Genomic DNA, 13,285 nt, shown 5'->3' on the forward strand with positions numbered 1-13,285 from the left:
GGGCTGCCGTACGGACCGGTCCGCTACCCCCGCAGCTCCTCCGCCGCGTCCGCGACCCGGCCGATCAGGCGCAGCAGCGTCTCCTGCTCGTCCTCGTCCAGCGGGGCGAGGAAGACCCGGTTCATGCGCCCGGTGCGAGTGACGAGCTTGCGGTGCAGGCGGGCGCCCTCGTCGGAGAGCTTCAGTACGTTGCGACGGCCGTCGTGCGGGTCGCGCACCCGCTCCACCAGGCCGCGCCGCACCAGTCGGGCGACCACGTCGGCGATGGTCGAGCGGTCCAGGTGGACGTGCTCGCTCAGCGTGCGCTGGTCTATGTCCGGCTTCTCGACCAGCGCGTTGAGCACGGCGAACTGCGGCGAGGTGATCTCCTCGGACACCATCGCGCCCCACAGCAGCGAGTGCGCCTGCTGGAGGCGGCGGGCCAGATGCCCGGGATGGGTGTTCAGATCGACCGCAGCCATCGAGCCCTCCGTAAGCGAACCACTGATCAAGCGAACCATTGACGGTTCAAGCGAACCATTGACGAATCGGAACCTTGATGGAAGTCTACGGCCCACTGACGGATTAGTCAGTGCACTGAGCATTTTCCACTAGCGGAGTGATGATGGCCGAGATTCGCAGCCTCCACGACGCCGTGGCGGACCTCATCCACGACGGGGACACCGTCGCCATGGAGGGCTTCACCCACCTGATCCCGTTCGCAGCGGCGCACGAGATCATCCGCCAGGGCATCACCGACCTGACCCTCGCCCGGATGACGCCGGACGTCATCTACGACCAGCTGATCGGCGCGGGGCTGGTGAAGAAGCTGATCTTCTCGTGGGGCGGCAACCCCGGCGTCGGCTCGCTGCACCGCTTCCGCGACGCCGTCGAGAACGGCTGGCCGCGCCCCCTGGAGCTGGACGAGCACAGCCACGCCGGCATGGCGAACCGTTACGTCGCGGGCGCGTCCAAGCTCCCCTTCGCCGTCCTGCGCGGCTACCGCGGCAGCGACATCCCCAGCCGTACGGACACCGTCTCCACCGTGACCTGCCCGTTCACCGGCGAGAAGCTGGCGGCCGTCGCGGCGCTCAACCCCGACGTCACCGTCATCCACGCCCAGCAGGCCGACCGCGCGGGCAATGTGCAGATGTGGGGCCTGACCGGCGTGCAGAAGGAGGCCGCGCTCGCCGCGAGCCGAGTGCTGGTCACCGTCGAGGAGGTCGTGGACACCCTGGAGCCGCGCCCCGGCGGCGTCGTCCTGCCGACCTGGGTGATCGACGCCGTTTCGGTCGTACCCGGCGGCGCCCACCCCTCGTACGCCACCGGCTACTCCGTCCGCGACAACGCCTTCTACCAGGCCTGGGACCCCATCGCACGGGACCGCGAGGCCTTCGGGAAGTGGATCGACACCAACGTACGCAGCGTCGCGGCCGAAGGAGCGAGCGCCTGATGTCCGAATCCCCCGCCAACCGGCCGGAGTTCACCCGCGACGAGCTGATGGAGGTCAACGCGGCCCGCGCGCTGGCCGGCGCGAAGACCTGCTTCGTCGGCATCGGCCTGCCCAGCACCGCCGCCAACCTGGCCCGCGCCACCGTCAATCCGGACCTGGTCCTCATCTACGAGTCCGGCACCATCGGCTCCAAGCCGACCGCGCTCCCGCTGTCCATCGGCGACGGCGAACTGGCCGAGACCGCCGACGCGGTGGTGCCGGTACCGGAGATGTTCAACTACTGGCTGCAGGGCGGCCGGATCGACGTCGGCTTCCTCGGCGCCGCCCAGGTCGACCGGTACGCCAACATCAACACCACCGTGGTCAACCGCGGCCCGGACAAGCCCGAGGGCCGGCTGCCCGGCGCGGGCGGCGCCCCGGAGATCGCCTCCAACTGCGGCAAGGTCCTGATGGTGCTGCGCCACTCCACCCGTAACTTCGTGCGGGCACTGGACTTCGTCACCACCCTCGGGCACGGCTCCGGGCCCAAGGACCGCGCCGCGCTCGGCATGCCCGGCGCCGGACCCACCGCCGTCATCACCGACCTCGGCGTACTGCGCCCGGACCCGGAGACCGCCGAACTGGTCCTCACCGAGCTGCACCCCGGCGTCACCGTCGAGCAGGTACGGGAAGCCACCGGCTGGGAGCTGCGGGTCGCAGGCGGCATCGGTACGACCGCCCCGCCCACCACCGAGGAGCTGGCCGCACTGCGGTCGCTCAAGGCCGCGAAGTAGGCAGGACAACCACCATGGCACTGACACAGGCCGACATCGACCGCGAAGTCACCGAGCTCCAGGACGCGTACGACAAGGCGCGGGCCGGCGGCGCGCCCGCCGCGCACCACCCGCCGCGCGACTACGCGCCGTACCGCTCCAGCGCGCTGCGCCACCCCAAGCAGCCGCTGGTCGCGGTGCACGGCGACCCGGAGACCGTCGAACTGTCCGGGCCCGCGTTCGGGCACACCGACGTCACCGCGCTGGACAACGACCTCACCAAGCAGCACACGGGCGAGCCGCTCGGCGAGCGGATCACCGTCTCCGGGCGGCTGCTGGACGGCCGCGGCCGTCCCGTGCGCGGCCAGCTCGTCGAGGTGTGGCAGGCCAACGCCTCGGGCCGATACGCCCACCAGCGCGACGACCACCCCGCGCCGCTGGATCCCAACTTCACCGGTGTGGGGCGGGTGCTGACCGGCGACGACGGCAGTTACTCCTTCACCACCATCAAGCCCGGGGCCTACCCCTGGCGCAATCACACCAACGCCTGGCGTCCGGCGCACATCCACTTCTCGCTGTTCGGTGACGCGTTCACCCAGCGGCTGGTGACGCAGATGTACTTCCCGAACGACCCGCTGTTCCCGTACGACCCGATCCTGCGCTCGGTGACCGACGAGTCGGCCCGGCAGCGGCTGATCGCCGCCTACGACCACGACCTGTCGCAGCCGGAGTTCTCGCTGGGCTACCGCTGGGACATCGTCCTGGACGGTCCGTCCGCCACCTGGATCGAGGAGGGCCGCTGATGTCCGAGGAGAGCCTGATGACGACCGCCGGGACGCTTCCCCCGACCCCCTCGCACACGGTCGGCCCCTTCTACGGGTACGCGCTACCCTTCCCCGACGGCGGCGAGATCGCCCCCGCCGGGCACCCGGACACGATCACCGTGCACGGATATGTGTACGACGGCGCGGGCGAGCCGATCCCGGACGCGCTGCTGGAGTTCTGGCAGGCGGCGCCCGACGGTTCGCTCACCGGGGCCCCGGGCTCGCTCCGCCGCGACCCGGTGACCGGCGGCCATCTCGGCCGCAACGGCGTGGACTTCACCGGCTTCGGGCGGGTGCCCACCGACGCCGACGGGCACTACGCGGTCCGCACCCTGCCGCCCGGCGGCGCGCCGTACCTCTCCGTCTGCGTCTTCGCGCGCGGCCTGCTGCACCACCTCTTCACCCGCGCCTACCTGGAGGAGCCCGCGGGCGACACGCTGCTGTCGGGTCTGGAGCCCGCGCGGCGGGAGACTCTTCTCGCCAGGGCCGAGGCGGACAAGCACCGCACGTACCGCTTCGACATCCACCTCCAGGGCGACAAGGAGACGGTCTTCCTTGCCTTCGACTGAACCCGAGGGACCCGCGGCCGCCGGGCCCGCCGACGTGGGGCTGCTGGCCCCCGTCCGGGCGGGCTCGGCGGCCGAGGCCGCGACCGGCGACACCGCGTTCCTCCAGGGCATGCTGGACGCCGAGGCCGCGCTCACCCGGGCGCAGGCCGCGCTCGGCGAGGCCCCGGCGGCCGCGGCCGAGGCCGTGACGGCGGCGGCCCGCGCGCACCGCTTCGACGTCCGTGACCTGGCGCTGCGCGCCCGCTCCGGCGGCAACCCGGTGATTCCGCTGGTCGCGGACCTCACCGCGGCGGTCAAGGACAGCGCGCCGGACGCCGCCGCGTACGTCCACCGGGGCGCCACCAGCCAGGACATCTGGGACACCGCCGCGATGCTGGTCGCGCGGCGGACGGTGGCGTCCGTACTGGGTGACCTGGACCGTACGGCCACGGCGCTGTACGGGCTGGCGGACGCGCACCGCGAGACGGTCATGCCGGGCCGCACCCTCACCCAGCACGCCGTGCCGACCACCTTCGGGCTGAAGGCGGCGGGCTGGCGGGCGCTGGTCCTGGACGCGTACGAGCGGCTGGCCGCGGTCCGGCTGCCGGCCCAGCTGGGCGGCGCGGCCGGGACGCTGGCCGCGTTCGGCGCGCTGTCGGAGAGCTTCGCGCCCGAGGACGGGCCGCGGCTGATCGAGGCGTACGCGGCGGAGGCCGGGCTCGACGAGCCGCTGCTCCCCTGGCACACGCTCCGGACTCCCGTCGCCGACCTCGCCGCCGCGCTCGCCTTCGCCGTCGGCGCGCTCGGCAAGATCGCCGCGGATGTGCTGGTGCTCTCCCGTACCGAGTGCGGCGAGGTCGCCGAGGGCAGCGGCGGCGGCTCCTCCGCGATGCCGCACAAGGCCAACCCGGTACGCGCCACGCTGCTCGCCGCGGCCGCCCGGCAGGCGCCCGGGCTGGCCGCGACCGTACTGGGCTCCCTGGCCGCCGAGGACGAGCGCCCGGCCGGCGCCTGGCACGCGGAGTGGCAGCCGCTGCGCGAACTGCTGCGGCTGGCCGGCGGCGCCGCCGAGCACGCCGCCGGGCTGGCGGAGGGCCTGCGCGTCTTCCCCGACCGGATGCGCGCGAATCTGATGCGGACCAAGGGGCTGATGGCCGCCGAGCGGCTGTCCGCCGCGCTCGCGCCGGTACTCGGGCGGCAGGCCGCCAAGGCCGCGCTGACCCGCGCCTCCCGCACCGCCGTCGAGGAGGACCGCACGCTGGCCGACGTGCTGCGCGCCGACCCGGAGGTGGCCGGTGCGCTGCCCCCGGACGAGCTGACCGCACTGGCCGACCCGGCCGCGTACACCGGCTCCGCCGCCGTCCTCACCGACCGGGCACTGCGCCGACCGGGCCCGCGCTCGACGGCGCTCGACGGCCTCAAAGGCCCGGCCGCCTGACGCAGCGGCACAGCCGCCCGGGCCGAGCCGCCACCCGGCATCCGCGACCCGCGCCTGACAGCCGCCCCGCCGGGCACCCGCTCCCCATCCGTACCCGTACTCGCAACTCCCCCGAGGAGGCCCCCACATGACCGAGCTCCCCCACCACCGGCTCGACGGACCGCAGGACGCCCCGCCGCTGATCCTCGGCCCGTCCATCGGCACCTCGCTCGACGTCTGGGAGCCGCAGCTCGCGGCGCTGACCCGGACACACCGCGTGCTGCGCTGGGACCTGCCCGGGCACGGCGGTTCGGCGGCCGGGCTGGTGCCCGCCGAGGCCACCATGGCCGACCTGGCCCGGCTCGTGCTGGGGCTGGCCGACGCGCAGGGCTGGGACACCTTCGCGTACGCCGGAATCTCCATCGGCGGCGCGGTCGGCCTGACGCTCGCCGCCGACCACCCCGAGCGGCTGACCCGGCTCGCCGTGGTGTGCTCCTCGGCGCACTTCGGCGGCTCGGACACCTGGCGGGAGCGGGCCGCGCTGGTCCGCAAGGACGGTACGGAGGCCATGGCGGCCAGCCGCCCCGGCACCTGGTTCGCGCCCGAATTCGCCGCGGCACACCGCGGCCAGGCGCTGATCAAGGACCTGCTGGACACCGACCCGGCCGGTTACGCGGCCTGTTGCGAGGCGCTCGCCTCGTACGACGTCAGCGACCGGCTCGCCGGGATCACCGTGCCCACGCTGGTCGTCGCAGGCCGCGAGGACCCGGCGACGCCGCCCGCGCACGCCCGCGAGATCGCCGACGGCATCCCCGGCGCAAGCCTCACCGAGGTCGCGGACGCCTACCACCTCGCGGGCGTGGACCGCCCCGGCCCGGTGACCGCCGCGCTCGCCGCCCACTTCGCGTACGCGCCGGACGCCACGGCCGACACGACCGAAGCACCCACCGACGACGCGGGCCGCCACGCCGCCGGGACGGCCGTACGCCGCGCCGTCCTGGGCGACGACCATGTAGACCGCGCCGAGGCGAAGAAAACCGCCTTCACCAGCCGCTTCCAGGACTTCATCACCCGCTACGCCTGGGGCGAGATCTGGACCGGCGACACCCTCGACCGCCGCACCCGCAGCTGCATCACCCTCACCGCCCTGATCGCCCACGGCCACCACGCCGAACTGGCCATGCACGTAAGGGCCGCCATCCGCAACGGCCTCACCCCCGAGGAAATCGGCGAGGTGGTGATGCAGAGCGCCATCTACTGCGGCGTCCCGTCCGCCAACGCCGCCTTCGGCATCGCCCAGGAGGTGCTGGCCGAGCTGGAGTGACCTGCGCGGCGGGGGATGCGACGCCCCCGCGATGCCCCCGTCCGGAATGATCTGTTGCGCGTTTCACGTTGTTGCCATGCGTGCATCACACCGGTGCGGCAGAGTGGTCGCCGCACCGGTCGATCATCGACGAGCGCTGGGGGACGGCAGGCATGACGGACATCGGCAGACGGCGGCTGTTGGCGGCCGGCGGCGGGATCGCGCTCACCGGCGCGCTGGCGGCCTGTGGCTCCAACACCGGCCGCAGCGGCGGAGGTTCGGGCCCGGCGCTGAGCCAGTGGTACCACCAGTACGGCGAGGCCGGCACCGAGCAGGCGGTGAAACGGTACGCCGATGCGTACGACAAGGCGCAGATCACCGTCCAGTGGCGGCCCGGCGACTACGACCGGCAGACCGCCGCCGCCCTGCTGACCGACTCGGGCCCCGACATCTTCGAGGTCAACGGGCCGACGCTGGACCAGATCCGCGGCGGCCAGGTCGTCGATCTGACCTCCGCCGTCGAGCCCGTCCAGGACGACTTCAACCGGGCCGTCCTCGCGCCGAAGATCTGGCAGGACAAGATCTGGGCCGTCCCGCAGGTCATCGACATGCAGCTGCTCTACTACCGCAAGAGCATGCTGGCGGACGCCGGGGTGCAGCCGCCCCGCACGCTCGACGAACTGGTCGACGCCGCCCGGGAGTTGACCGCCAAGGGCAAGAAGGACAAGGTCAAGGGGCTGTTCCTGGGGAACGACGGCGGCGCGGGCGCGCTCGGCGGCACCCCGCTGTACGCCGCCGGGCTCTCCATCGTCACCGACGACGGCAAGGTCGGCTTCGACGACCCGGCCGCCGCCCGCACGCTCGGGAAGATCCACGAGCTGTACGCCGACAAGTCCCTCCTCCTCGGCGCGCCCACCGACTGGTCCGACCCGGACGCGCTCACCCAGGGCCTGACCGCGATGCAGTGGTCGGGGCTGTGGGCGCTGCCGGAGGTGAAGAAGGCGCTGGGGGACGACTTCGGGGTGCTGCCCTTCCCGAAGGACGGCTCCGGCGGCAAGAACGCGGTGCCGGTCGGCGCGTACGGCTCGGCGGTCAGCGCGCGCAGCAAGCACAAGAAGGAGGCGGCGGCCTTCGCGAAGTGGCTGTGGATCGACCGCACGGACTACCAGCGCGACTTCGCACTCTCGTACGGCTTCCACATCCCGGCCCGGATCTCCCTCGCCGAGAAGGCGAAGGAGCTGCAGTCGGGGGCCGCGGCCGACGCCGTCTCGTACGCCACCGACCTCGGCCACGCCGAGCCGCTGCTGTGGACCACCGCCTCGAAGACCGCCTACCAGGACGCGCTCAGCCGCATCATCAAGGACGGCGCGAACCCGGAGACCGAGCTGAAGACGGTCGTCCGGAAGACCAGGGCCGAGCTGGACCGGGTCAAGAAGAAGTGATCCGCACGCTCCTGGGACCCCAGAACCGCAACCTGTGGTTCTGGGTGTTCGTCGGTCCGTTCGCGGTCGGGCTGGCCCTGTTCACGTACGTACCGCTGCTGTGGAGCGTCTGGCTCAGCTTCTTCGACGCGCACAACACGGTGACGCCGACGAAGTTCGTCGGGCTGGACAATTACGCCTCGATGCTGGGCGACGGGGCGTTTCTCAGCAGCCTGGGGACGTTCCTGCTGTTCTCGGCGTTCATCGTGCCGGCGACGTATGTGCTGTCGCTCGGGCTGGCGCTGATGGTGAACCGGGTGCGGTTCGCGCAGGCGTTCTTCCGGTCGGTCTTCTTCCTGCCGACCGCGTGCAGCTATGTCGTCGCCTCGCTGGTGTGGAAGCTGTCGATCTTCAACGGGGTGCGGTTCGGGCTGGCCAACACCGTGCTGGGGTGGTTCGGCGCGGACCAGACGGCGTGGCTGTCGACGACGGATCCGCCCTGGTACTGGCTGGTGATCGTCACCGTACGGCTGTGGCTGCAGGCCGGGTTCTACATGATCCTCTTCCTGGCGGGGCTGCAGCGGATCTCCCCGCGGCTGTACGAGGCCGCCGCGGTGGACGGCGCGAAGCCCGGCTGGCAGACCTTCCGGCACATCACCTTCCCGCAGCTGCGGGCGACGTCGGTGGCCGTCGTCCTGCTCCTGGTCATCAACGCCTTCCAGGCGTTCGACGAGTTCTACAACCTGCTCTCCGACGCCCGCGGTTATCCGCCGTACGCCCGGCCGCCGCTGGTCTACCTGTACTACATCGCGCTCGGCAGCGAGCAGAACCTCGGGCTCGGCAGCGCGGGCGCGGTGATCCTCGCGCTGATCATCGCGGTGGCGACCATCGTCCAGGCCCGCTGGTTCGGGCTGGGCCGCAAGGAGGACTGAGCCTCGTGGAGAACGCGCTGGTACGGGCCGGGCGGGCGGTGCGCCTGACCCTGCTGATCGCCCTGGCCCTCCTCTTCCTGATCCCGTTCTACCTGCTGCTGCGCAACGGGCTGGCGACCGAGGCGGACATCACCGCGCCGGACTGGACGTTCTTCCCGCGCTCGCTGCAGTGGGGCAACATCGCCGAGCTGTTCGCGGACCCGAATCTGCCGATGGCGCGGGCGCTGCTGAACTCCACGGTGATCGCGGTGGCCACGACGCTGGGCACGCTGCTGCTGGCCTCGCTGGCCGGGTACGGGCTGGCCCGTATCCCCTACCGGCACGCGAACGCGGTGTTCTACGCGATCCTCGGCACGCTGATGGTCCCGGCCGCAGTGACCTTCGTGCCCAGCTTCGTCCTGGTTTCCTCGCTCGGCTGGATCTCGACGCTGCGCGGGCTGATCATCCCGACCCTTTTCTCCGCTTTCGCGTGCTTCATCTTCCGGCAGTACTTCCTCGGCTTCCCGCGCGAGCTGGAGGACGCGGCGCGGGTGGACGGGCTGGGGTACTGGCGGACGTACTGGCGGGTGGTCGTGCCGAACTCCCGGCCGGTGTTCGCCGCGGTCGGCACGATCGTCTTCATCGGGGCGTGGAACGCCTTCCTGTGGCCGCTGGTGATCGGCCAGGACCGGGAAGCATGGACGGTGCAGGTGGCGCTGTCGACGTTCACCACCGCGCAGAACGTCAATCTGCACGAGCTGTTCCTGGCGGCCGCGGTCTCGATCCTGCCGCTGATCCTGGTGTTCTTCCTGCTGCAGCGGTACATCGTCGCGGGGGTGGAGCGGACAGGAATCGACGATTGATGTACGGTGCCCACATGATGGCGCGACCGACCTCCCGTGAGCAGGAGCCGCAGTTCTGCGGCCCCCGCGGTGAGTGCGCGCCCCGCGGTCTCAGCTTCCTGAGCCGCCGCGGCCGGGTGGGTTCGCCCCCGGTTGCCTGTTCCACGCGCCGCTGAGCCCTTCCGCTCCCGGCGCTGTCTCCCTCCCCCCTTTGCACCCTTTTCCCGTGCTTGCGCGCGTTTCGCCGCATTTCGCGGCGCTTCGCAGCCCTTGGTTTCCCCAGGAGGATCAGATGACGGCTCTCGCCGACACCCCCACCGCCCCTGCCCTGCGCGACCACCGCATCCCCGCCGACGGCCTCTACGAAGGCGTACGCGTCCTGAACCGGCTGCCCGACGGCTGGGAGGACCGGCCGTACGAGCGTTTCGAGGTCGTGCCGCAGGGCCGCACCATCGGCGCCGAGATCCGCGGCCTGGACCTGTCCCGGCCGCTGGGCGACGCGCTGCGCGCCGAGCTGAACCGCGCGCTGCTGGAGTGGAAGGTGCTGTTCTTCCGCGGTGCGCACCTGCCCTCCGGCGCGCAGGCCGCGTTCGCCCGCAACTGGGGCGAGCTGGAGACCAACCCGCTGCTGGCGCGCGGGGACAGCGAGGAGGTGGTGCGCTTCGACAAGAAGGACCCCACAGCCCCCACCTTCGAGAACGTCTGGCACACGGACGTGACCTTCCGGGAGCGGCCGGCGATGGGCGCGGTGCTCCAGCTGCGCGAGGTGCCGCCGTTCGGCGGGGACACGATGTGGGCCGACATGGCGGCCGCGTACGACAACCTGCCGCAGGAGGTGAAGGACCGGATCGACGGCGCCAGGGCCGTGCACGACTTCATCCCCGGCTTCATGCGTTTCTACCCGGCCGAGCGGCTCGCCCCGCTCCAGGAGCAGTTCCCGCCGGTCGAGCACCCCGTGGTGCGGCGCCACCCGGAGACCGGCCGGAAGATGCTCTTCGTGAACACCTCCTTCACCACCCGCATCGTGGGCTGGGACCGGGAGGAGAGCGACCGGATGCTGCGGCTGCTGTTCCAGCAGGCCCATGTGCCGGAGTACCAGGTGCGGTTCCGCTGGCAGCCGGGCGACATCGCGTTCTGGGACAACCGGGCGACCCAGCACTACGCGGTGTACGACTACGCGCCGCACCCCCGGGTGGCCGAGCGGGTCGCCATCGCGGGCGACCGGCCGCAGTAGGACTGTCCGGCCTCCCGTCACCGCTTGTTGGGGCCACGTCAACTCGGCCCTTCTACGGTGCACTTCGCGTCTCCCCGGCCGCCGCCCGGCGGCCGGGGCTCTCACGACACACGTGGAGTGACCGTGGAACGTCGTACCTTCCTGCGCGGAGCCGTCATCGGTGCCTCGGCGGCCGCCTTCGGCGGGACCCTGATATCCGGTGCCGCGTACGCGGCTCCCGCCCAGCCGGGCACCGGCCCGTACGGCGCGCTCGGCGCCGCGGACGCCAACGGCATCCAGCTGCCCACCGGTTTCACCAGCCGGGTCATCGCCCGGTCCGGTCAGCAGGTGGGCAGCACCGGCTACACCTGGCACAACGCCCCCGACGGCGGTGCCTGTTTCGCCGACGGCACCGGCTGGATCTACGTCTCCAACTCGGAGATCAATCCGGGCGGCGGCGTCAGCGCGGTGAAGTTCGGCGCGACCGGCGCGATCACCGGCGCGTACCGCATCCTCTCCAACACCCGGCAGAACTGCGCGGGCGGCCGGACACCGTGGAACACCTGGCTCTCCTGCGAGGAGGTCTCGCTCGGCGCGGTGTACGAGACCGATCCGTTCGGGGCGAAGCCGGCCGTCCGCCGGGACGCGCTGGGGAAGTTCAAGCACGAGGCGGCCGCGGCCGACCCGGTCCGCAAGGCGATCTATCTGACCGAGGACGAGTCGGACGGCTGCCTGTACCGCTTCGTCCCGACGACGTGGGGCGATCTGTCGGCCGGCCAACTCCAGGTGCTGGTCGCCGGGTCCGCCACCTCCGGCTCCTTCACCTGGGCGAACGTCCCCGACCCGGACGGCTCGCCGACCACGACCCGCACCCAGGTGTCCGGCGCCAAGCACTTCAACGGCGGCGAGGGCTGCCACTACGCCAACGACACGGTGTGGTTCACCACCAAGGGCGACAACCGCCTCTGGCAGCTGAACCTGGCGAACAACACGTACGAGCTGGCCTACGACGACTCCCTCGTCAGCGGCGGGAACGCGCCGCTGACCGGGGTCGACAACGTCACCGGCGCGTCCTCGGGCGACCTCTACGTCGCCGAGGACGGCGGCAACATGGAGATCTGCGTCATCACGCCGGACGACGTCGTGGCGCCGTTCCTGCGGATCAACGGCCACTCGGGCTCGGAGATCACCGGCCCGGCGTTCTCGCCGGACGGCAAGCGGCTGTACTTCTCCAGCCAGCGCGGCACGACCGGCAGTTCGGCCGACGGCGTCACCTACGAGGTCACGGGACCCTTCCGGGCGTAGCCGCCGGTACCGGCTCCGCGGGCGCGCCGCCCCGTATGAGGGCCGCGCCCAGCGGGGTGAGGGTGTGCAGGACCGCGTTGCCCTGGCGCAGCGTGACCAGCAGCCCGGCCTCCCGCAGTACCGTCGCGTGCTGGCTGGCGGAGGCCAGCGACACCTCGGCGCGCCGGGCCAGTTCGCTGGTGGTGCAGCCGCCGCCGATGCCCCGCAGGATCGCGGAGCGGGTGCGGCCGACGAGCTTGCCGAGCGAACGGCCCGGCGCCGCGGGGGCCGTGGGCCGCGGCGCCTGGTGCTCGACGGGGTAGACCAGGACGGGCGTGAGCTCCGGGTCGAGCAGGGTGACCGGGGTGCGGCGGCAGAAGAACGACGGGACCAGCAGCAGCCCGCGCCCGTCCAGGTACAGGTCGCGGTCGACGGGATAGTCGGCCTCCAGGACGGGCGGCCGCCAGCGCATCATCGGCGGCAGCGAGCCGAGCAGCCGGTCGGCGCCGCCGTCCAGCAGGGCCCGGCCGCGGGTCGCCCGGTCCGCCTCGATGCGTGCCTGGAGGTGCGGCCAGTACGGCGCGATGGCCGCGTCGTGGTAGTGCCGCAGGACGCCGGCCAGCCGGTGCAGCGGCCGGGTGTCGCCCTGGGCGAGATCGCGCAGCCACGGCTGGGGCGGGCGGCTCTCGGTCAGCCGGGTGAGGTCCCGGTGCAATCGCGGGGCCGGTGTCGCCTTCAGCGCGGCGAGTGCGTCATCGATTCCGAGCAGTCCCTCGGGGGGCGTCAGGAAATCTGGAAAATATCCCTTGGTCGGTATCAGCGGGGCGAGATAACGTGTTTCACCATTCAACCGGGAGCGGGTTTCCGTACGCCATTCGTTCAGCGTCGTACCACCCTGCCGGTCGCGAAGCCGGTGAAAACTTAAAACGGTCTCCCAGAGCACATCAGGGCGTGCGGCGATCCGCACGCGGGCCAGATCCGGTCCACTGAAATGGACGCGCAGCACCGAAACCCCACCATCGCCATCCGTCGTCGGCCCCCGAGCACCCGAGTATGCACACGGACACGTGGGGTTACCACGCCCTTTTGGCCAGTCTTGAAAAGGGTCGCGTCGGAGCCGAACTCCCGGAATGCTGTTGCTCAATTCGGTGGCGATACGGATGGCACGGATTGCTCGGACCCGTGGGGGGTGACGAGTCATCACCGGCCCTCCCGCTACGCCCCGAAGGCCGCCGCCCGGGCCGAGCTGGCGGCGGCAGCTCCCGAGGGGGGAGTCCGGAAAAGACGAGGGCGGCACCTCCGCACAGGTGCCGCCCTCGTTTCGCGGAACCGGAGCCA

Annotated in this window: 13 protein-coding genes; 11 read left to right on the forward strand and 2 right to left on the reverse strand. The window is 72.0% G+C overall.

What is annotated here, in order from left to right; genetic code table 11:
* Positions 1-23: 23 nt before the first annotated feature.
* On the reverse strand, positions 24-461 hold the full coding sequence (locus AB0I82_RS10270) for a MarR family transcriptional regulator (RefSeq protein ID WP_363256703.1): 438 nt from the start codon (positions 459-461) through the stop codon (positions 24-26).
* A gap of 143 nt (positions 462-604) precedes the next feature.
* Between AB0I82_RS10270 and AB0I82_RS10275 the strand changes: the two genes are divergently transcribed.
* From AB0I82_RS10275 to AB0I82_RS10325, 11 genes are all read left to right on the forward strand, one after another.
* Complete coding sequence (locus tag AB0I82_RS10275; RefSeq protein ID WP_363256704.1) at positions 605-1,432, forward strand: CoA-transferase; 828 nt, start codon at positions 605-607, stop codon at positions 1,430-1,432.
* A complete protein-coding gene (locus AB0I82_RS10280) occupies positions 1,432-2,205 on the forward strand; it encodes a CoA-transferase subunit beta (RefSeq protein WP_363256705.1) in 774 nt (257 codons plus the stop codon). Before AB0I82_RS10275 ends, AB0I82_RS10280 begins: the two co-directional genes overlap by 1 nt.
* Before the next feature lie 14 nt (positions 2,206-2,219).
* Positions 2,220-2,987 carry a protocatechuate 3,4-dioxygenase subunit beta gene (pcaH, locus tag AB0I82_RS10285; protein WP_363256706.1) on the forward strand — a complete coding sequence of 256 codons (768 nt, stop codon included), beginning with the start codon at positions 2,220-2,222 and terminating at the stop codon, positions 2,985-2,987.
* Positions 2,987-3,577, forward strand: a complete 591-nt coding sequence (gene pcaG, locus AB0I82_RS10290; RefSeq protein ID WP_363256707.1) for a protocatechuate 3,4-dioxygenase subunit alpha — start codon at positions 2,987-2,989, stop codon at positions 3,575-3,577. Before pcaH ends, pcaG begins: the two co-directional genes overlap by 1 nt.
* Complete coding sequence (gene pcaB / locus AB0I82_RS10295) at positions 3,564-4,994, forward strand: 3-carboxy-cis,cis-muconate cycloisomerase (RefSeq protein ID WP_363256708.1); 1,431 nt, start codon at positions 3,564-3,566, stop codon at positions 4,992-4,994. Before pcaG ends, pcaB begins: the two co-directional genes overlap by 14 nt.
* 127 nt (positions 4,995-5,121) lie before the next feature.
* Positions 5,122-6,297, forward strand: coding sequence for a 3-oxoadipate enol-lactonase (pcaD, locus tag AB0I82_RS10300; protein ID WP_363256710.1), 1,176 nt, complete (start codon positions 5,122-5,124; stop codon positions 6,295-6,297).
* Between the two features lie 152 nt (positions 6,298-6,449).
* Entirely contained in the window at positions 6,450-7,718 is a 1,269-nt protein-coding gene (locus AB0I82_RS10305; protein WP_363256926.1) for a sugar ABC transporter substrate-binding protein, read from the forward strand.
* Positions 7,715-8,629, forward strand: coding sequence for a sugar ABC transporter permease (locus AB0I82_RS10310; RefSeq protein WP_363256711.1), 915 nt, complete (start codon positions 7,715-7,717; stop codon positions 8,627-8,629). Before AB0I82_RS10305 ends, AB0I82_RS10310 begins: the two co-directional genes overlap by 4 nt.
* 5 nt (positions 8,630-8,634) lie before the next feature.
* A complete protein-coding gene (locus tag AB0I82_RS10315) occupies positions 8,635-9,471 on the forward strand; it encodes a carbohydrate ABC transporter permease (protein ID WP_363256712.1) in 837 nt (278 codons plus the stop codon).
* Between the two features lie 271 nt (positions 9,472-9,742).
* On the forward strand, positions 9,743-10,684 hold the full coding sequence (locus tag AB0I82_RS10320) for a TauD/TfdA family dioxygenase (RefSeq protein WP_363256713.1): 942 nt from the start codon (positions 9,743-9,745) through the stop codon (positions 10,682-10,684).
* A 123-nt stretch (positions 10,685-10,807) separates the two neighbouring features.
* The gene (locus tag AB0I82_RS10325) at positions 10,808-11,968 is read left to right on the forward strand and encodes an alkaline phosphatase PhoX (protein ID WP_363256714.1); all 1,161 of its coding nucleotides are present in this window, start codon (positions 10,808-10,810) and stop codon (positions 11,966-11,968) included.
* Here AB0I82_RS10325 and AB0I82_RS10330 read toward each other — a convergent pair.
* The gene (locus AB0I82_RS10330) at positions 11,946-12,953 is read right to left on the reverse strand and encodes a winged helix-turn-helix domain-containing protein (protein ID WP_363256715.1); all 1,008 of its coding nucleotides are present in this window, start codon (positions 12,951-12,953) and stop codon (positions 11,946-11,948) included. The two genes, AB0I82_RS10325 and AB0I82_RS10330, sit on opposite strands and share 23 nt — an antisense overlap.
* Between the last annotated feature and the right edge of the window lie 332 nt (positions 12,954-13,285).

Origin of the sequence: Streptomyces sp. NPDC050315 (genome assembly GCF_040655775.1) — a bacterium.
Lineage (GTDB): Bacteria > Actinomycetota > Actinomycetes > Streptomycetales > Streptomycetaceae > Streptomyces.